This is a genomic window from Paenibacillus sp. FSL R5-0636 (assembly GCF_037974255.1).
Lineage (GTDB): Bacteria > Bacillota > Bacilli > Paenibacillales > Paenibacillaceae > Paenibacillus_AQ > Paenibacillus_AQ odorifer.
The window spans coordinates 1460833-1481013 of record NZ_CP150232.1 but is presented as its reverse complement, the minus strand read 5'-3'; the positions used below and the strand labels follow the sequence as shown (position 1 = coordinate 1481013).

The window sequence follows — 20181 nt, the reverse complement described above, 5'->3', positions numbered from 1 at the left end:
CCCAGTGAATTGTTCTGCTGTCTTGTTACTCCTGTGTGTCGTGCTGGTGGTCATAATCTATACGCGCTTTGGCGATCTTCCCATTGTTTTTGTTGACCCAGTCCACAAGCGAGGTTAAAGGTCCTAACAATGATTCTCCTATGCTCGTCAGACCGTATTTCACAGTCAATGGGACTGTAGGCGTCGCTTTACGCCAAACTAATCCATCCCGTTCCAAATGGCGCAGGGTCTGGGTCAGCATCCGTTGTGATATCCCTCCAGAGCGCCTTTGCAACTCTTTGAACCGCAAAGCTTCAGCACCTAAATTGACTATGATCAGTACACTCCATTTGTCTCCGACCCTGTCCAGAATCTGGCGGGTAATGGAGCAATCCTCCAGCATTGGCATGAACCGGGTGGGTTCTTCCTTTGAATGTTCCAACTGTGGTTACCTCCATGTAACTTACGCATGTAATAGTGCCTTCTTGTCCCTCAAGCCTATTCAGCTTATCATGGTTACTGTTAGTAATCAACAACCGGAAAGGAACTAATAAATCATGAAAAAGACCATTGCCATCATGGGTGCTGGACCCGGCCTAGGACTCTCAATCGCCAAAAAATTCGGAGCCAACGGATTTCAAGTGGCATTAATCTCTCGAAATGAAGAGAAGCTGAACACCCTTGTTCAGGAACTGCAAGCACTGAATATCGAGGCTGCTGCTTTTCCTGCCGACGTATACAATAAAGAACAAGTAGCCACAGCCTTCGATAATATCAAGAAAAAATACGGCTTTATCGATGTGCTCGAATTCAGCCCGACAAGTGGAAATCACCCTCCTACTCCCGCTTCACAAGTAACAGAAGAAAATGCACAGGATGCCTTTCAGGCACTGGTTGTAGCCGCTATCCGCAGCGTAGCACAGGTATTGCCTGAGATGCTGGAGAAACGCAGCGGCGCACTGCTGTTCACAACCGGATTGTCCTCCATCTATCCCATGCAGATGATGGGTAATGTAGGCATTGCGCTTAGCGGATTAAGAAACTACGCACTTAACCTGCATGCAGATTTGGCTCCACAAGGAATCTATGTAGGTCATTTAGCACTTGGTGTATTCATTAAACCCGGCACAGCTACAGATCCAGGAATCATCGCTGATGTTTGGTATGAAATGTATATGGACAAAAGCAAAGCTGAGGATACTTTTCCCCAAGGTGTGACGCCGGCTACAATCATCTGGTGAGAGGTTTGCCCCATCGCTTTTGATCCATAGTGAGTTCTCCAGTATAATGGTTCCTATAGAATGCTAAACAAGACGGTCACGCATGGCCAACAAGCTTATGCCCAGGCGCTTACAAAGCCGGTTTTGCGCAGCAAAACTTAAGGAGGTACATACTCACTATGTCATACGAAACGTATTTTTCAACCCACCGGGATGAACATCTCGAAGAACTAAAACAATGGCTCAGAATTCCAAGTATTTCTGCCTTATCTGAACATAAGGACGATGTACTGAAGGCAGCCCATTGGCTGACAGACACCCTGAAAAAAGCCGGACTTGAGAACATTGAGTTGCATCCGACAGCGGGACATCCCGTTATATATGCCGATTATCTTCATGCTCCAGGCAAACCAACCATTCTCGTGTATGGTCACTACGATGTACAACCAGTAGATCCATTAAACCTATGGACCACACCTCCATTTGAACCAGAGATTCGTGATGGCAAGCTTTATGCACGCGGAGCAACAGATGACAAAGGACAAGTATTCGTTCACCTCAAAGCCATTGAGGCGATCCTGAAACAAGAAGGTACTCTTCCTGTGAATCTCAAGCTTTGCATCGAAGGTGAAGAAGAAATCGGCAGTGTGAATCTGCCTCCGTTCCTTGAAGCCAATAAAGAAAAGCTCGCTGCGGATGCAGTGCTAGTCTCCGATACATCCCTATTGGAACGCGGTCGTCCTGCCATCTGCACTGGGCTACGTGGTCTAGCTTCCCTTGAAGTTGACGTAACTACTGCCTTGACAGACCTGCACTCTGGTTCTTACGGCGGTGGCGTTCCGAATGCACTGCATGCCCTAGTATCTTTGCTAAGCTCACTTCATGACGACAAAGGACGTGTATCTGTAGACGGATTCTATGAGGGCGTTCCTGAGCTTTCCCCAATGCTGCGGGAAGAATTCGTGAAGCAAGGTGTGAATGAAGATAAAATACGCGAAGGTCTTGGATTGGAATCGTTATACGGCGAAGAAGGTTATTCCTTTGTAGAACGGATTGGCGCTCGTCCTACGCTAGAGCTTAACGGCGTATACGGCGGTTTCCAAGGGGAAGGCAGTAAGACGGTTATCCCTAAAGAAGCCCATGCGAAGATTACCTGCCGCTTAGTTGGCGATCAGGATCCACAGCATATCCTCGATGCCGTTGAAGCACATCTGAAAGCTAATATTCAGACCGGAGCGAAAGTGCATGTTAAGCAAATGGAAAAGGCACGTGCCTTTAACATCGATCCGTCGAATCCTATTCTGCAAACTGCAGCAGACGCATATGGCAAAGTATATGGAACCCGTGCCCTCTTCACCAAAGACGGCGGCTCCATTCCGATCATGGAGAGCTTCTCCCGTGTGCTGGAAGCACCCGTCGTTCTGATGGGCTTTGGTCTCGATGATGAGAACCTGCATGCACCGGATGAGCATTTCAACCTGGAGAACTTCGACAAGGGATTACTCACCATCGTTGAGTTCCTAAAGACTGTATAAGATACCTACAAACAATTAAAGCCAGGATCCCTAAATTGGGAGCCTGGCTTTTTAGTATGCGGCCAAACAAAAAAACATCATTACTTAGTCCATTTATAAAACCACCATACCATTGCTATCACCAATATTATTAAAAGAAAAATCAAGCTTTTAACTGAGCTACTTATTATTAAAGGTCTTAAATAAGCGATCATTATCTGTCCCCCATATAGAATGAATATAAAAGAGATATAATCACCATATCACTTAAAACAAAATATTGAAATAGCAGAGAAAATCTGTGAGTAATCACCATTATTAGCCTTCATGTAATATAGGTTTGTTAGCCAACTGTTCATGTTCGGGTTCAATGTGAATTAACACCTGAGCACGTTCAAATATGCCTTGAATGGCTTGTTCAATTTCGTCGCATAATTGATGCGCAGTAGCAACACTCATTTTAGAAGGAATCACAAGGTGAAAGTCGACATATTCTTCTGGACCAGATCGTCGGGTACGAAAATCATGAAATTCAATATATCGCCCTTGAAATAACTTTATGACACGTAATATTTCATTTTCTTCTGCCTCAGTTAATCGTGCATCCAACAGCGGAGGAAATGACTCCTTTAGAAGTTTATAGGCTTCACCCATAATGTACAGAGCCAACACAATCCCAATGACAGGGTCGAGGATCGTCCATCCAGTGAGGGTGACCAATAATAAACTGAATGCAACCCCCAAAGAGGTGAAAACATCCGTAAGCAAATGCAGAGCATTCGATTTCATAGCCACAGAGTGAAGTTCGTCTGCCTTCTTTTTAACCTTGCGTGAAACCATATAATTAATCCCCGCTCCGACCACCATCACAATAATGCCCAAAAAGGGAAGTTCGATCGCGGTTGGATTCATTATTTTATGAACACACTCATTTATAATCCAGAATCCAGCTACAAAAATAAGCAACGTTTCAATCGTCCCTGAGATATTCTCCACTTTGCCATGACCATAAGGATGAGCTTTATCCGCAGAGCGACTCGACCATCGGACCGAGAAAAAAGCAATCAACGAAGCAACTAAATCTAAGGAGGAGTGGATCGCTTCCGAGATAATTGCTACTGAACCTGTAAGTACTCCGACCATAAGCTTTAAAGAAACGATAAATGTATTGCTAAGTACAGATAGGAACGCAATCTTTGCACCATTCAAAAGTTTCACAACCTTTTCTTAAAAGTACGCTATATTAAAGTTTTTCCATTAGGCAAATAGTATAAACAACAAAATCCCACCAACCATTAATAGGCTGATGGGATATAAAAAAATCCTTGCATCGCAAGGATTTGGAAGTTTGAATTATGGAGCGGGTGATGGGAATCGAACCCACGCTATCAGCTTGGAAGGCTGAAGTTCTACCATTGAACTACACCCGCACTAGAAAGTGAATACAAGAGATATTGTATCATCCCTACAAGTAAAAATCAACATTTTTTTAGTTTACAGGGAAGCGCCGAGGGGTGCCTTTTTTAAAAATATCGCCTCAAACTCTGCTGGCTGAATAGGTTTGCTGAACAGAAATCCTTGAGCTTCATGACAATGCTGCTCACGCAGAAACTGCAGCTGCTCCTTGTTCTCAACACCCTCAGCTGTAACCTTCAGCTTCAAATGATGCGCCATAGAAGTGATTGTAGAGACTATAGCAGCATTGTTGCTGTCCTCCATAACCTCTGATACGAACGACCTGTCGATTTTCAATCTGTCGATCGGCATGTTCTTTAGATAATGCAGGGAGCTGTAGCCTGTACCAAAATCATCAATACTGATGAAGACACCAAGCTCTTTCAGACGTTTCAGCTGATCAAAGGCTGTTTCTTTATCCAAGGTCATACTCTCAGTAATCTCAAGGTCGACATAACACGGATCTAATCCAATGTCGGTTAAGATGGTATGAATCCTCCCTGCTAGATTAGGCTGAAGGAATTGCCGCATAGATAGGTTGATGGAGACGCAAATCGGCACATAGCCGGCCAGCTGCCATTTTTTATTCTGCAGACAAGCTGTTTTGAGTACCCATTCCCCAATCGGAACAATGAGGCCACTCTCCTCAGCTAACGGGATAAATTCCGCAGGAGAGACCAGACCACGCTTCGGATGATTCCAGCGGAGCAGGGCTTCCATTCCTACGATCTCTTCCGTCTCCAGCAAAACCTTTGGCTGATACACCAGAAAGAATTCATTGCGTTCAAGCGCTCTGCGGAGGTCATTTTCCAGCTTTAGACGTTCCTTCGCTTTCATCTGCATAGCTGGGATATACCGGCGAATCTCCACTCCCTGTTCCTTGGCATTATGTACAGCCGTATCAGCATTCTGAATTAGATGTTCCGCAGTTTCACCGTCACCGGGATAAATACTTAAACCCATACTAAGCGATATATGGTACTCCCCCGACTCTAAAGCAATAGGTATCTCAAATAATCGATGCAGCTCCGTAGCTCGAACTAAACATTCTCCAAGACTTGCTCTCTCCATCATAAGAAAAGCGAACTCATCCGCCCCCATACTATAAAGCTCTTCAGTAGATTTGGCCTCATTCACAAGCCGCTCAGACACCAGCTTCAATAAATGGTCTCCGGCAAAATGGCCCAGGGAGTCATTTATATTCTTGAAATGATTAATATTCATAATAGCTAACGCTGAGAATTTATCGCTCGTATTCTTTTCCCCAGCAATAATCATTTCTTCTACACGCTGCGTCAGTCGACGTCTATTGGGAAGTCCCGTTAAATCATCATGATAGGCTAAATAATTGATCCGCTCCTCAGCCAACTGCTTTTCGTAAAAGGGTTCTTCAATCGTCAGACGATATACTCCGGTAAGCAGCAAGTAGTAAGCAACTCCGCTACACACCATTCCAAAAAGATCATCTATATTGCCACTACTGAATGGACTCATAAAAAAGGCTTGGCCCAAAGAGAAAAAGATAAGTGCTCGAATAATAATAAGAAGTGAGGCTGACTTTTCACTTTTTTCAGGAAATACAATAACTGCAACACCTGCCAAGTAAACAAAAAGAACTGCTAAATCAGCAATCTGCTTCAAAGGATTCATCCAAGGCTTAGTTAAAAACTGTGGCAACGCCGAGTGGCTGATTATAAACAAAACAATGGAAAGCACAATCAGCATGAAGGCTATTCTAAACAATTTTCTTTTTTCAGAGACAGACACGGGCTTATCTTCCCTGCTAAAAATAAACAACATTCCTAAACCGCTGATTAGTCGTGAGAGGGTTCGCAGCCACAACGATTCTTCAAAAGTTATGAATGATGAAATCAACGGGACGCCGACAAAACCCAGTGTATGCAAGAAATCAATAATACATATTCCACCAAAAAGAGCAGCGGCATATAATCTTCCTTTAGATAATCTGCTAGAGAAGAATAACCAGCCCTGTGCAAATATTGCAAATCCAAAAGCAACATTACAGCAGCCGACAATGAGATAGAGAGAAGAAATAATATCCCAATCGTCCAATCGGTTAAGCGATGTATGGAAAATTTGAATTAAAAGGAACAGCAAGGCGCCTACAGCAGCTGCTTGAATTGTCTTTTTCTCTTCTTGTCTCATAAGTCCCTCGCGTCTGAAAATAATATCTATTAATTAACATTCAAGTATAGTTATGTCCTACGTATAAATATCGGCGGGATAGGACTTTTAAGTTACATTTCTTTTATCGGCATTCAAATGGAAGGCGCGTTTATAAGTTATATATTCATAAATCTTGCATAAATATAAACCATTTTCTGCTAGCAGGCAACCAAAAAAGCACTTCCCCCTACGAAAGGGTTCAGTGCTTCTAAGAAACTCAGGTTTATTTGTCACCAAAGGTTACTTCTGGTGTTGTAAGCTTATCAAAAAAATCAACGGATTTATCCTTGTCTGCAGATGCACGAAGTGCCATTGCTGAACGTGGATGCTCATCAAGTGTACCTGTGATCATATAAGGAATGATATAGCCCCACTCCTCTTTCTCACGCAAAGGAATCATCAGGCGTTCAATAATATCAAGCACAGGGCGCAAGGAGTAACGTGTATTCTTCAAATGAGTTACTAACAGCTCTGTAGGGCAATTTCCTGCAGCTCGTCCCATCCCATAACAAGAAGCATCCAGTAACTCTACACCATTCTCAGCAGCAATCAACGTGTTGGAGAACGCCAACTGAAGATTATTGTGAGTATGTACGCCTAGACGTTTGTTTGGCAGATGTGTCTTGAACTTCTCAACCAGATAATTCATGTCATTGTGATCCAAGCTGCCGTATGAATCTACAATATATACCACATCAACAACGCTCTCACGGATCATTTCAAAAGCTTCCAACAATTCATTCTCCATAACATTAGACAAAGCCATAATGTTGATCGTTGTCTCATAGCCTAGATCATGGAAAGTTTGTACCAATTGGAGGGCTTTTTCTACATCTTTGCTGTAGCATGCCACACGAATCAAATCCAGCATACTTTCGCTGCGGGGCAAAATATCATTCTCATCCACGCGGCCGATATCAACCAAAGCAGATAGCTTGGTGTGACCTTTTTGCGGAATCACTTTACGCAGGAAATCATCGTCCAGAAAACGCCATGGTCCGGCACCCTCTGCTCCTTTGAGCAATTTTGGTGAATTTTTATAACCGATTTCCATATAATCAACACCAGCTTCATTCAAGCCGGCATATAAGTTTTGTACAAATTCCACACTAAAATCCCAGTTGTTCACTAGGCCCCCATCTCGGATGGTGCAGTCAACAATCTTACATTGATTAGTCTTCATAATTATCTCCCTTCAACTATTGCAATCATTATAACCGCGAATATAGCTTTACTATGCAATTTATATCGTATAATCATACTTTAATGAAGAATAAAATGTAAAGGAATTTCATCTTCTTCTCCTTAATGCCATTACCACATCGTGTCAGCGACAATGATCACAGTAAATAAGCCCTAAAAATGCTACATTACAAGAAAATCATTGAGATTGATTATCAGTCTCTTTTGGAGGGATAAAAATGGCTTCTACCTCTTGCTCATTGCTGCGACTACAACCGGGTTCGACCGGATATATTCATAAAATAGAAGGAATCAATCCTATCCTACGCCGTCGTCTGGCTGATCTTGGAGTGTCCGAGGGTGTGAGCATTCGCCTGAAAGGAAAAGGACCTTTTTTAGGACCTATTACCTTAGAGTGCAATGGACAACTGTTCGCCATCCGCCGGAAGGAAGCTTCATTGATTGAGGTGAACGTGTCTTGAGTTCAATAGCTCTTGTAGGTAACCCCAATACAGGTAAAACCTCTCTTTTCAATACGTTAACCTCCTCATACGAATATGTTGGTAACTGGTCAGGGGTAACTGTAGAAAAGAAGATCGGCAGCCTGAAGAACGGCGCTGGCAAGCTCATTGATTTGCCGGGCATCTATTCCTTGCACCCACTCTCACGCGATGAGGGGGTTGCTGCCCAGTATCTAATAGAAGAATCTCCAGAAGCCTTAATTAATATCGTGGATGCTTCACAGCTGGAACGAAATCTGCTGCTCACGCTTCAATTACTTGAGTATGGCAAACCTACCTTACTCGGACTGAATATGATTGACGTCGCTAATGCACGTGGAATTCGCATCAATCATGAAGTCTTACAATCACGACTGGGTATAACTGTCCTCCCGCTTGTTGCAAGAACGGGAAAAGGCTGCGCACAAGTCCTCAGTATTTTAGAGAAATCCTCTGCGATTCCCGCTGTAAAGTTCAAATTGAACTACGGTGAGATTGTAGAGCATGCGATATCTTCTATAGAAAAGGAATTACTTCCTATCAAGGACTTACCCAATCACCGCTGGATTGCTTTACAGCTTATGGAGCAGAATCCGGTTATTCTTCATTTTCTGAAGACACGTATGGACACCACTCGCCTGCTAAACATCTGTGAATCCTGTCAGAGTGAGCTACAGATCAAAAAGCTGGCCCTGACGCTCCCCCAATGGATTCGCTCACAGCGGATGGATTATATCCACTCCATTTGTGAGGTTGTACTTGATACAACAACGCAGAAACCTCATAACTTAACAGAAAGATTAGATTCCATATTGACGCATCGTTTTCTAGGACTGCCCTTATTTATCTTCTTTATGTATGCTCTCTTTAAGACCACATTTGACTGGGTCGGCGGACCTCTATCAGATCTCCTCGATGGCCTGATCTCCGGACCGATTAGTGATGGAGCCAATTCCCTGCTTCAGACGCTTGGAGCATCCAGCTTCACGCATGCCCTGATTGTCGATGGATTAATTAGCGGTGTAGGGGGCGTCCTCGTCTTTGTCCCGCAAATCTTCATTCTCTTCCTGATCATTTCCTTCTTGGAGGATTCAGGATACATGGCTCGGGTTTGCTTATTAATGGACAGCACCATGGAACGTATGGGACTAAACGGAAAAGCATTTATTCCATTCATCATTGGCTTCGGCTGCAATGTACCTGCCATAATGGCGGCGCGCAGCATCGAACAGCCCAAAGACCGCATGCTGACCACCTTGCTAATGCCGCTGATGTCCTGTTCTGCGAGACTGCCTGTTTACGCTTTATTCGCAGCTGTGTTTTTTCCGGCGCAAGAGGCCGTAGCAGTTCTGTCCATGTATGTGATGGGTATTGTGTTTGCTCTGATTCTTTGTAAGGTATTCTCTAAATATTTATTCAAAAATGAATCCTCAGTTTTCATGATCGAGCTTCCACCTTATCGTATGCCGCAGATCAAGACCTTATCGCGCAGCACTTGGGAAAAGGGCAAGGGTTTCCTGCGAAAAGCTGGAACTATTATTCTTGCAGGCTCAGCAATTATTTGGTTTATGTCTTATGCCGGTCCTGGCGGGTTTAATGTGGACATGGATCACAGCTTCCTGGCTAAGTTTGGGGGTATGATCGCACCGCTACTGGCACCGCTTGGTTTCGGAACATGGCAGGCTGGCTCTACGTTGGTTCCGGGATTTTTGGCAAAAGAGGTCGTAGTCTCTACCATGAATATCATCTATCATGCACCAGATGCTGCTGGTTTAGAAAATCAAATCTCTCAAGTCTTCACACCGCTAAGTTCGATCAGCTTCATGGCCTTTATCCTGCTTTATATTCCTTGTTTGGCTACTGTAGGGGTTATCAAAAAAGAAACAGCGTCTTGGAAATGGACCTTCTTCTCCATGGGGTATTCTCTCGTTCTGGCGTATATCGTATCTTTAATTATTTTTCAAGGCGGACGGTTATTAGGATGGTCGTAGACTTGTAAATTATAAGATTCTCATGATGAAAGTGGGGTACCATTATGATAAATGTTGTGATTGTCGCCTTAATTTTCGGTTATTCTGGCTGGACCATCTATCGACATGTGCAAAAGGGAAAGCAGGGCGCTTGTGCAGGCTGTGATAAAGGAAAAAGCTGCGCGGCAGCATCGATGGATTCCCCGCTTTCTTGTTGTTCAACACCGGTTAACAACAAGAAGTAGGTTTGTAAAATGGGCAATAAATAGTGATTTATCGTTTAGCCTCCTTAACTAACGGGTATGTTTGTTATAAGCAACTACAGACAATACCAAGGAGGTAATTCCTATGAATACCAAAAAGACATTATTTACAACGGTCGCATTGGGAGCAGCATATTTACTGAAGAATAAGGGAACTCGCGATAAAATTATGAACGGCATTCAATCTTACACTTCCCAATCGAAGGCCAAAAAATCCAGTGGTACTGTTTAAGCTTCTGCTCTTGGATTTCAATAAAGGGGTGTTCCCTAAACCAGAGTCTGGTTTAGGGAACACCCCTTGTTGTTTAGAACGGACAGCTCCCCGGATGTTTAGATCTCGCTTTCGCTCAGCAGCCACTGAATGATAGAACGAACCATGACACCTGTTGCTCCCTTAGGATTAACTCCACGTTCTTTAGATACATATGCAGTGCCAGCAATATCTAGATGAATCCATGGCAAGCCCTCAGCAAACTCACCTACAAATAATCCGCCTGTAGTGGCTCCACCATATCTTCCAGCAGTGTTACGGATATCGGCAACCTCGCTCTTTAGCATCTCACGAAATTCCGGGTATGCCGGAAGCTGCCATACCTTTTCCCCTGAATAGCTTGAAGCGGCCAGAAATCGCTCCAGAAACGCTTCATCATTAGTTACAGCACCTGTTGCTATATCTCCCAAAGTGGACAACACAGCGCCTGTCAGTGTAGCTACATCGATAATACGTTTCGCTCCCCATTCCCGAGCATAAGTCAGCGCATCTCCCAGTACAATTCTGCCTTCAGCGTCGGTATTCAACACTTCTATCGTTCGTCCGCTCATGGAGGTAATAACATCTCCAGGCTTAAAAGCATTGGCCGATGGCATATTCTCCGCAGATGGAATAACCATAACGACATTAATTCGTGGACGTAAGCGGCCAAGCGCCTCCATTACTCCGAGTACAGCCGCTGCCCCGCCCATATCACTAATCAGCTCTTCCATACCTGGTGCTCTTTTTAAGGAGATCCCGCCGGTGTCAAAGGTAACTCCCTTCCCTACAAGCCCCACTACGTTATCCCAATTCCCTGTCCCCTGATAACGGATGACGATCATTCGTGGAGGGTTTACACTTCCTTTTCCGACTGCGAGCAATCCGCCCATTCCTTTTTGCTCAATTTCCCGTTCATCCAGCACCTCAGAAGGAAAGCCATATCGCTCAGCAACCTCTATAGCGGCCACAGCAAGGTCTGAGGGGGTCAATAGATTACCAGGCATGTTGGTCAAGCTCCGCGCCAAATTCGTGGCCTCACCGAAAGCTAGCCCCATCTGAATGCCTTGAGTCCAATCCCGTCCGGCATTACCCTCTAATTTCTCTTTTATAGTGAAAACAACTGATGTTGGGCCTGTATAAAAAGACTGCACCTGCTTATAGGTAGTCCGACGATAAGAACCAAGCAATAACCCTTCCGTCAGCGCATAAGCAGTAGAAGTCACATCCTTCTCTACGGTAAGCTCCTGCAAGGTGTCCGGTACTTCAAATACCAGCTTGAGCGCCTTCAAACGAAGCGCTGCATGAGCTGTCTGAGCCCCCATTTGCCTTAGATCCTCAGTCGTGAGAAGTTGGTCCCCCCTGCCAACCAAAATAACAACAGGACAACCAGATGAATTCTCAGCAGGTAGTACATAAGTCTGATTAAGCTTGCCTTTAAATAAACCCGTCTTTCCCAATAGGCGAATTCTGTCATCCCATCCTTCGGAAAAGCCTCCATTCTCGACCTCAGACTCAGAAATAATAAGGATAAGGGCATCACCCTGCACATTGTTGGCAACACCACTGTTGTATTCTATATTCATTGTGATTACCTCCATTTGTTTCCCAAAACCAACACCCATTGTAACATAACAAAGGCTGATCTCCGCATCTGTATTATCCGCAGGGATCAGCCTCTTATTACTTATTCTAATGGATTAATGGCAAAGAGATCACAAAATGAGTACCCTCGTTAACTCTGCTGCTAACAGAAATGCATCCGCCATGATTTTTGATGATGCGGTCACTTACGGAAAGACCCAATCCTGTACCATTCTCTTTGGTAGTAAAGAAAGGATTAAATAACCTGTCCAGTGTACGAATATCCATTCCTTTACCGTTGTCAGATATGAAAATACGGACCTCAGAGCCTTCTCTGCGGGCACCAACCTCGATTTTCCCCATGGAATCATCTTCTCGATCCGCTACAGCCTCCATTGCATTTCTAATCATATTAAGCACGACTTGCTTCATCTGTTTGACATCGCCAGAAATCACCATGTCCTCTTGAAGAGGATGAAGATTGATCTGGCAGCCTTTCATTAAAGCTTCGCTCTCTGTAAGGAGAACAACCTCCTTGAGCAATGCGGACACGGGTATCATCCCCACCTGCGGAACTGACGGCTTAGAGGAGGACAGAAATTCATGGATTATATCGTTCGCACGATCGATCTCGGCCAATATAATCTTGGCATATTCCTCTTTCCCCAGTTGGTGCAAGTATGGATGAAGCAGTTGAATAAATCCCCGGATCGCGGTCAAAGGATTCCGGATTTCATGGGCAATAGATGCGGATAATTTGCCTAGCATAGCCAAGCTATCGTTCTGGTAAGCCGTTTGTTCGATTAACTTATAATCCGAGATTTCCTTGACAGTGAACAAATAACATCCTTTCATTTGCTCTCCGCAGCATAAAGTAACCTTCCAGTAACGGCCATACTCGTCTAGAAACTCATAATTTGATTTTCCTTTGTATACCATCTCTCTGTAGCTCTGCATTACTTGTTTTTTCTTGGAACGGCTCAGTCGAACATTAGACAGTAGATGGGAAAATGTGCAGCCCACAAGAGAGTGACGGGTAAGTTCAAGCATCCCGTACATTTGCTTATTTACAAAACTTATAACTCCCTCTTCATCAAAAAGCATGATTCCGCTGTCAATATTCTCTAGAACATCCTCGTATGTAGTATCCACAGGTCCAGTTTGATAGGTTCTTCCCGGTAATAGAAGACTTTCTTGATATTGGCTAATCACGATACGAAGTTCCCCCTTTTACTGCATTTGACGAAGACGCTTAAGCGACATCAAATTACTATGTATTTGAGTGTATGACGAAGCCGCCAGAACATTCGGTAATCGTTGCACTTTTTCCAACCGGTTCAATTATATTCCAATCATATCCAAGAGAACTAGACAACGCAATCGGAGAAACTGTCGAATGGTAAAAAAATTCATAAAATGATTCCAAAGACATATGAAACATCACATCAAATTATATTTATCGCTATTTATTCGCCTAAATGATTTAAAAAAATCTAAAAAGGATCACGAAAAACTAAAAAGGATTATAAAAAGCTAAAAAGCCCCCGCGATTGCGGAGGCTTACATGGAAAAATGGGGCATGCCCAAAAAATTAGTAATAAACTTATGCCTTTTGTTGCAGGCGTAGACGGCGCTGACTCATCACAGCTAACCTTTTTTTCAATTCCCGTTCCCACTTGGTATCCTCAATCTGTTTGGCTACAGCTAGCAGATCAAGCGCCATATCGATTTGATTGCGTACAACGGCTAGAGGATCTTCACTCTCGACGTTAATGACGTTCTCGAAAATTGCAGTTTCGTCTTCCATGACATAGTCCTGAAAGTCCACGTCGGTAACACCATCTCCATGTGCATATTCCGCTAAGATCTCATATTCATTCTCGACCTTGTAGTGAACCTCCACACGATGACATACCGGACAAAAAAGCAGGGGAACATTATGGACTTGCGTGCGATAATGTTTTAGGGTCCCCTTTGTTCCTACCATACTCGCTCCACAGCAAAAGCTCATATTTGTTCGCCCTCCTTAGAGATAACCCTTTGATTGTTTATTATTGTATTACATTACCCCAATGGAGATTCCTCCACTCGAGGACATAATATAACTTTTCGCGCCTATTTTCAAATCTATTTAGATATACAAGATCTTTTGGTGCAAAAAACCCCCTTACAGAAAATTTTCTGCAAGGAGGTAGAAATCAGAATATCAAAGATCACTATGATAACGGTCTAAAATTTACAGATTCTTATCGCCCGGCTTCCAGTTCATTGGGCATAAACCACCAGATTGCAAGGCTTGCAGAACACGAAGAGTTTCTTCCACACTGCGGCCTACATCATTGTGGTTAACGACTTGATATTTCAATTCGCCTTCAGGATCGATAATGAACAAGCCACGCAATGCGATACCTTCTTCTTCAATCAGAATGCCATAGTCTTTAGAGACTTGTTTCGTAATATCAGCTGCAAGCGGGAAATTCAAACGACCCAGGCCGTTGGAATCCTTAGGGGTATTAATCCAAGCTTTGTGGCTGTGGATCGAATCGATGCTTGCGCCGAGAATCGCTGTATCAAGTGCTTCAAACTGCGCTGCTGCGTCACTGAGAGCTGTGATTTCAGTTGGACATACAAATGTGAAATCAAGCGGATAGAAGAAGAATACAAGCCATTTGCCACGATAATCAGACAAGCTTACTTTACCAAAATCCTTACCATCACCTGATACGGTTTCCATAGTAAAATCGGGAGCCGGTCTACCTACTAAACGTTCCGCCATTGCTAGAATCCTCCCTCTGATTATGTAAGAAAAAATACCATTTGTATCTCTCAATATACTGAAAAATGCTGAAATAGATAATATCTTGTCTACTTAACAAATGGTATCATCGCACAAAATCAAAGTCAAGATTAGATCAATTATTTATTTATAATTATTATAAATAGAAGATTAGGCTTTGCGGATTGCTGCAACAATCAGGTCGCCCATTTCAGTTGTACTGATCGCTTTGCTCTTATCCACGGCGATATCACTTGTACGGTGTCCTGCATCCAATACTGCAGCAACTGCCGCTTCGATTGCAGCAGCAGCATCCTCATAACCAAAGGTTAAGCGGAACATCAGGGCCAGCGACAAGATTGTTGCGATCGGGTTCGCAAGCCCTTGTCCGGCAATATCAGGAGCAGAGCCGTGAACGGGCTCGTAGAGACCATAGTTGCCGTCACCCATCGAAGCTGAAGCAAGCATACCGATAGAACCTGTCAGCATAGCAGCCTCGTCGCTCAAGATATCACCAAACATGTTCTCAGTAACGATAACGTCAAAGCTAGATGGACGGCGCAGCAGCTGCATTGCGCAGTTATCAACCAGTACATGCTCTACCTCTACCTCCGGATATTCTGGAGCAATCTTATTCACAACCTCACGCCACAAACGTGAAGTTTCAAGTACATTCGCTTTATCAACACTCGCCAGTTTATTACGGCGCTTGCCGGCAATCTCAAAAGCTTGGCGGACAATTCGTTCTACTTCCATTACGTTATACACACAGGTGTCCACAGCTTCTTCACCATGTTCTCCTTGACGGCGCAATTTATCTCCGAAGTAAATCCCGCCAGTCAGTTCGCGAACTACCATAAGATCTGTGCCTTCCAGGACTTCAGGCTTCAAAGTCGAAGCATCCTTAAGACAGTCAAATACGACAGCTGGACGCAGGTTGGAGAACAACCCCAGTGCTTTGCGAATTCCGAGCAGTCCGGTTTCGGGACGAAGCTCCTTTGGATTATTATCCCATTTCGGTCCACCAACAGCACCCAATAACACAGCATCTGCGCTACGACAGATTTCAAGTGTATCTTCCGGCAGCGGAGTCCCCTTCTCGTCTATAGCGATACCGCCAAATAATGCATGCTCTGTTTCAAAGGCATAACCGAATACTTCTTCTGTTACTTTTAATACTTTTTCCGCTTCTGCTACAACTTCTGGTCCAATACCGTCCCCTGCGATAACGGCGATTTTTTTAACTTCACTCATCTCAGTCACTCCTCAAGTTTTCTGCTCTAACAGACATAGTTCTTCTTTATATTGTTGTATCATACCCAGTCGTAAAGGACAAAGATATAGATTCTATTGAGCTGATAGGTATAGCCTATAAACAATCAGGATCAGACCACCACCCTCAATGCTGAGCACATTTGCTCTTAGTTCTGAAGATGTTTACAATTAATATGAAGTCATCTATCTAAGGAGTGAATGCGAAGTGCAATATGCAAAGCTTGGCAAATCCGGCATGAAGGTCAGTCGCCTATGTCTAGGAACGATGAATTTTGGCCCGCAGACGGATGAAAAAGAAGCCTTCCGCATCATGGACGCTGCACTGGATGCAGGTGTTAATTTTTTTGATACCGCTAACATTTACGGCTGGGGCGAAAATTCTGGCCTGACTGAAACCATTATCGGACGCTGGTTTAAACAAGGCGGCGGGCGGCGGGAAAAGGTTGTACTAGCCACCAAAGTTTATGGAGCCATGAATGATAACCTTGATGGTCCTAATGATGAAGAAGGATTATCCTCATATATCATTCGCCGCCATCTTGAAGGGTCCCTGCAGCGTCTTCAGACCGATCATATTGAATTGTACCAGATGCATCATATAGACCGCAGTACGTCCTGGGAAGAGCTCTGGGGGGCTTTCGAGCTGGCTGTGAATCAAGGCAAGATTGGTTATGTCGGTTCCAGTAACTTTGCAGGCTGGGATATCGCCGTAGCTCAACAAGAAGCTAAGGCTCGTGGTTTTCTTGGACTAGTCTCAGAGCAGCATAAATACAGTCTGACCTGTCGGCTTCCTGAACTTGAAGTTTTGCCAGCCGCTCGCCATCTGGGACTAGGTATTATTCCTTGGAGCCCACTCGATGGAGGTCTTCTCGGAAGAAATGCACTCAAAAAAATAGAGGGCAGCCGAAGTGGCGGAAATGCAGATCGTGTAGAGCAGCACAAGAGCCAGCTTGAGGCTTTTGCCAGCTTATGTATGGAGCTGGGAGAACCACAGGATAATGTCGCTCTTGCTTGGCTACTGGCTAATCCTGCTGTAACTGCTCCAATTATCGGCCCCCGCACCCTGGAGCAATTTGAGAGTGCGCTGCGCAGTCTTGAGATTGTGCTAGATGAAGCTGTGCTTAAACGACTAGATGAAATATTCCCTGGACCCGGCGGTGAAGCCCCTAAAGCGTATGCTTGGTAGGTAAGTTCTATCACAAAGGAGCTGAGGCCTCAGCAGAATCAATACGCTGAAGCCCCAGCTCCCTTTTATTCATACTTATTCAGCTGTGTCCACGGTCACACTTCCATTACTCGTGCTTAAGTCCACAGTATATGTGGCTTTACCAAGCACAGCGGTACCATAGCTATCGCCGTCCCGATCCCAGGGTACATTCCCCTTCAGCGAGCCATTGCTTGTATCTGCAATAATCTTCGCATCCGACACGGCCGGCAAGCCCACTATAATCTTTCCGTTACTGGATGTACACTTCCAGTTTCCGGTCACTGCTGAGTTTATAGTAATTTTGCCGTTGCTGCTCTTGGCTGACAACGCCCCATCAATGTTATCCAATACTATGGCTCCATTAGAGCTCACGAGTTCAACTTCACCTTGGATATTCTGTACGGATAGTGACCCATTGCTGGTATGCGCATCCACTTCGCCGACAATATCATGAATATTTAATGCACCATTACTTGTCTCAACCTCTATACCTGACTTTAGATTCCAGGCTTCTATAGAGCCATCACTTGTCTCAACCTCAACAGCAAGGTTATTGGGTGCACTTACATTTAGATAAGGACTTTTGGTATTGAATCCAAACTGAATGTTAGAGAACCAATTATGATCGGAATCAAGCTCCATAATCAGTGTATCTCCTTCAGTACTAACCTTCCATTTCTTTTCCAGTGCACTTTCAGCATCACTTTGCGATTTTCCAGGCAGCAGTAAACTTCCCTCATAATCCAAAGAGCTTCCAGCTACACCCTCAACCTTTACTTTTCCACTCGGAAGTACGATTTTGAGCGTCGTAATATTCTCTTTCACTTCCACATTCCCACTAAGCGGAGTTAGATGTGTATTACCGATCAGATTGCTAAGTGAACCTCCCGCCATTACTGTCTGAGCACCACTTGCTCCGATCAGTACAATAATTAACAGGATGGCCCAGCCGCTTACACGGCTTTTGACATCGGATTTGATAAAAAGTCTTATCAACATCTCAAGTCCGAATAAGACCAACAACGCTGGCCATAAAAAACCAAGCACCTCATAGCTGATCATATCATACTGAGCCATCACGATAATGACACCAAGGGCAATGCAGCCCAAGGCTGCTGTGAAACTTCCTATTTTCCATCTCCCCATAGTTAAATCCCCGTTTCTTATGCTCTCGTATTGTTCCTTAACATCTTCAGTCCGTACGCAATCAGACCCACTGATAATAGGATCGTGCCGATGTTGATCTCAGTCAGCATATCCCAAAGGGTAGGGAAAGCTGTGATTACCAACATGAGGAATCCAGCAACAACACAGCCGATTCCCACCCAAGCTGGATTGATCTCTTCATGCGGATATCCAGGCATAGAGGACATCCCCATGGTCCAAGGGGCTCCGAAGCTGTCTGGATGAAACATCATTCGTTCGTGTTCAGCAGCAGTTATTTTCATCCAAGCCGCCTTCTGCAGGGCATCAAACAATTGATAAAACCACAGCGCCGCCAGGGCAAACGGGAAGATCAAGGGCTCGGACGGAATAAACATTATACATAAGGACGCCCCGATCATAAACTGTAAACCCTGCTTTTTAAAGCCTAAGTACAAATGACCTACTCCAGGTACCATAGCCAGCATAAAAGTGAGCCAACGTCTCTTCTTAATCATAATACATCCTCCTAAAATTTGGGTAGCAAAACTTTAGCCAATTTAAACATCTATTAATGATCAATTATTTTTTTTCTATCTCCCAAAGCCACCAAACCACTGGGTTACTGAATTCGACATATGGCCGTTTATTTCGGTAATGCCATAGGCCAAATTCTCAAATACCCCAAACTGCAACAATAACAAACTGAGGCAAGCAGCCACTCCATAATGAATCCATGAGGTTTTTGGGGCAGAACGACGTCTTACATTTGTCGCCTTAGTCGCTCGTGATCTGCGCCCTGTTTCGAGCTGCTCAATATGTGTCATAACATCTGCTGCGAGATCCGGGAAGTCCATCTGCGCCTGCAGCTGTTCTCTGTCAGCATCCATTTCCGACCACAGCTCCGACATTGCTTTGGCTTCCTCCAGCCACTCTGCGCAATCAGGACATGACTCTATGTGCAATCGGATACTCAGCTCCATCTCTGGAGACAGTAGGCCGTCTATATAATGTGGCATCCATTCCTTCACTATTGCACAATTCATCGCCATTCCTCCCTTTGTTTACGCATCATCTGTCTGGCTCGATAAAGCTGCGATTCGATTGTTTTCACGGAAACTCCCTTTAGCTCTGCAATCTCTTGGTAGGAATTCCGCTGAAAATAGTACAGCTGGACGACCGACCGGTACGGTTCCGCCAGACTGTTCACATTCTCTCCTAATTCAGCTGATGTTTCCTGCTCAAGTACCTCATGCTCCGGAGTTTGAGACGTTACCCAATCATTTTCTGTGTAATCAGCTGCACTTCGGTACTTCCACTCCCTATCGTTGGCCCGTTTCCAGTCCAGACAGGTGCGGTAGGCAATCCGATACAGCCATGTCGAGAAGGAGGACTGTCCTCTGAAAGAGGGGAGCGCTTTATATGCTTTTATAAAAACCTCCTGGGCCATATCTTTGGCCGATTCGGCTTCCCCTGTGATTTTGACGCATACTCTGTATACCATGCCTTGGTAACGTGTCACCAAATGCCCAAAGGCTTGATGTTGACCGTTCAGCACAGCAGCAATCCATTCTGCCTCTTCCAGCTTTCTCCCCTCCTTCACCTTCATAACGTTAGACGCCAGACAATCCTTCCCCCCTGCAACCTATGCATAAATTTTTTTGAATTTTTTGAAA

The 20181-nt window shown here is 44.4% G+C and carries 20 protein-coding genes and 1 tRNA gene; 7 read left to right on the top strand and 14 right to left on the bottom strand.

What is annotated here, in order from left to right; genetic code table 11:
* Positions 1 to 25 precede the first annotated feature (25 nt).
* Complete coding sequence (locus tag MKX34_RS06515; RefSeq protein WP_256717707.1) at positions 26 to 421, bottom strand: helix-turn-helix domain-containing protein; 396 nt, start codon at positions 419 to 421, stop codon at positions 26 to 28.
* Between the two features lie 115 nt (positions 422 to 536).
* Here MKX34_RS06515 and MKX34_RS06510 point away from each other — a divergent pair, with 115 nt between their 5' ends.
* Together MKX34_RS06510 and MKX34_RS06505 are read left to right on the top strand one after the other, a co-directional pair.
* Positions 537 to 1220: an SDR family NAD(P)-dependent oxidoreductase gene (locus MKX34_RS06510; RefSeq protein ID WP_076297765.1), complete on the top strand. Its 684-nt coding sequence runs from the start codon at positions 537 to 539 to the stop codon at positions 1218 to 1220.
* 158 nt (positions 1221 to 1378) lie between these two features.
* Positions 1379 to 2734 (top strand): dipeptidase, encoded by a 1356-nt coding sequence (locus MKX34_RS06505; protein ID WP_076136221.1) that lies wholly within the window; start codon positions 1379 to 1381, stop codon positions 2732 to 2734.
* 297 nt (positions 2735 to 3031) lie between these two features.
* On the opposite strand, the gene MKX34_RS06500 is transcribed toward MKX34_RS06505, so the two are convergent.
* The 4 genes from MKX34_RS06500 to MKX34_RS06485 form a co-directional block, all read right to left on the bottom strand.
* Positions 3032 to 3922, bottom strand: coding sequence for a cation diffusion facilitator family transporter (locus MKX34_RS06500; protein WP_076136219.1), 891 nt, complete (start codon positions 3920 to 3922; stop codon positions 3032 to 3034).
* A gap of 147 nt (positions 3923 to 4069) precedes the next feature.
* Positions 4070 to 4143, bottom strand: a tRNA-Gly gene (locus MKX34_RS06495).
* 64 nt (positions 4144 to 4207) lie between these two features.
* Positions 4208 to 6334 (bottom strand): EAL domain-containing protein, encoded by a 2127-nt coding sequence (locus MKX34_RS06490; RefSeq protein ID WP_076206263.1) that lies wholly within the window; start codon positions 6332 to 6334, stop codon positions 4208 to 4210.
* Positions 6335 to 6578: 244 nt separating this feature from the next.
* Positions 6579 to 7538 (bottom strand): aldolase catalytic domain-containing protein, encoded by a 960-nt coding sequence (locus MKX34_RS06485; RefSeq protein WP_170914180.1) that lies wholly within the window; start codon positions 7536 to 7538, stop codon positions 6579 to 6581.
* 238 nt (positions 7539 to 7776) lie between these two features.
* Between MKX34_RS06485 and MKX34_RS06480 the strand changes: the two genes are divergently transcribed.
* From MKX34_RS06480 to MKX34_RS06465, 4 genes are all read left to right on the top strand, one after another.
* The gene (locus MKX34_RS06480; RefSeq protein ID WP_036680093.1) at positions 7777 to 8019 is read left to right on the top strand and encodes a FeoA family protein; all 243 of its coding nucleotides are present in this window, start codon (positions 7777 to 7779) and stop codon (positions 8017 to 8019) included.
* Positions 8016 to 10028: a ferrous iron transport protein B gene (gene feoB, locus MKX34_RS06475; RefSeq protein WP_076297764.1), complete on the top strand. Its 2013-nt coding sequence runs from the start codon at positions 8016 to 8018 to the stop codon at positions 10026 to 10028. Before MKX34_RS06480 ends, feoB begins: the two co-directional genes overlap by 4 nt.
* 44 nt (positions 10029 to 10072) lie before the next feature.
* Positions 10073 to 10252: a FeoB-associated Cys-rich membrane protein gene (locus MKX34_RS06470; RefSeq protein ID WP_076297763.1), complete on the top strand. Its 180-nt coding sequence runs from the start codon at positions 10073 to 10075 to the stop codon at positions 10250 to 10252.
* A gap of 103 nt (positions 10253 to 10355) precedes the next feature.
* On the top strand, positions 10356 to 10502 hold the full coding sequence (locus MKX34_RS06465) for a hypothetical protein (protein WP_176462669.1): 147 nt from the start codon (positions 10356 to 10358) through the stop codon (positions 10500 to 10502).
* 98 nt (positions 10503 to 10600) lie between these two features.
* Here the strand turns inward: MKX34_RS06465 and MKX34_RS06460 are convergent, their stop codons facing one another.
* From MKX34_RS06460 to leuB, 5 genes are all read right to left on the bottom strand, one after another.
* Positions 10601 to 12106 (bottom strand): leucyl aminopeptidase, encoded by a 1506-nt coding sequence (locus MKX34_RS06460; protein WP_094903480.1) that lies wholly within the window; start codon positions 12104 to 12106, stop codon positions 10601 to 10603.
* A gap of 106 nt (positions 12107 to 12212) precedes the next feature.
* Positions 12213 to 13316, bottom strand: a complete 1104-nt coding sequence (locus MKX34_RS06455) for an ATP-binding protein (RefSeq protein ID WP_076297761.1) — start codon at positions 13314 to 13316, stop codon at positions 12213 to 12215.
* Positions 13317 to 13707: 391 nt separating this feature from the next.
* Positions 13708 to 14115: a hypothetical protein gene (locus MKX34_RS06450; protein WP_036680100.1), complete on the bottom strand. Its 408-nt coding sequence runs from the start codon at positions 14113 to 14115 to the stop codon at positions 13708 to 13710.
* Positions 14116 to 14340: 225 nt separating this feature from the next.
* Positions 14341 to 14880: a peroxiredoxin gene (locus MKX34_RS06445; protein WP_036680102.1), complete on the bottom strand. Its 540-nt coding sequence runs from the start codon at positions 14878 to 14880 to the stop codon at positions 14341 to 14343.
* Positions 14881 to 15051: 171 nt separating this feature from the next.
* Positions 15052 to 16134, bottom strand: coding sequence for a 3-isopropylmalate dehydrogenase (gene leuB, locus MKX34_RS06440; RefSeq protein ID WP_036680106.1), 1083 nt, complete (start codon positions 16132 to 16134; stop codon positions 15052 to 15054).
* 226 nt (positions 16135 to 16360) lie between these two features.
* On the opposite strand from leuB, the gene MKX34_RS06435 reads away from it, so the two are divergent.
* Positions 16361 to 17341, top strand: coding sequence for an aldo/keto reductase (locus tag MKX34_RS06435; protein WP_076274977.1), 981 nt, complete (start codon positions 16361 to 16363; stop codon positions 17339 to 17341).
* Between the two features lie 75 nt (positions 17342 to 17416).
* Here the strand turns inward: MKX34_RS06435 and MKX34_RS06430 are convergent, their stop codons facing one another.
* From MKX34_RS06430 to MKX34_RS06415, 4 genes are all read right to left on the bottom strand, one after another.
* Positions 17417 to 18508 (bottom strand): DUF5668 domain-containing protein, encoded by a 1092-nt coding sequence (locus tag MKX34_RS06430; RefSeq protein WP_038569223.1) that lies wholly within the window; start codon positions 18506 to 18508, stop codon positions 17417 to 17419.
* Between the two features lie 17 nt (positions 18509 to 18525).
* The gene (locus MKX34_RS06425) at positions 18526 to 19023 is read right to left on the bottom strand and encodes a hypothetical protein (protein ID WP_036680114.1); all 498 of its coding nucleotides are present in this window, start codon (positions 19021 to 19023) and stop codon (positions 18526 to 18528) included.
* Between the two features lie 75 nt (positions 19024 to 19098).
* Positions 19099 to 19551: a zf-HC2 domain-containing protein gene (locus MKX34_RS06420; RefSeq protein ID WP_038569222.1), complete on the bottom strand. Its 453-nt coding sequence runs from the start codon at positions 19549 to 19551 to the stop codon at positions 19099 to 19101.
* A complete protein-coding gene (locus MKX34_RS06415; RefSeq protein ID WP_076297760.1) occupies positions 19548 to 20114 on the bottom strand; it encodes an RNA polymerase sigma factor in 567 nt (188 codons plus the stop codon). The genes MKX34_RS06420 and MKX34_RS06415 overlap by 4 nt, the downstream gene beginning before the upstream one ends.
* Positions 20115 to 20181 lie beyond the last annotated feature (67 nt).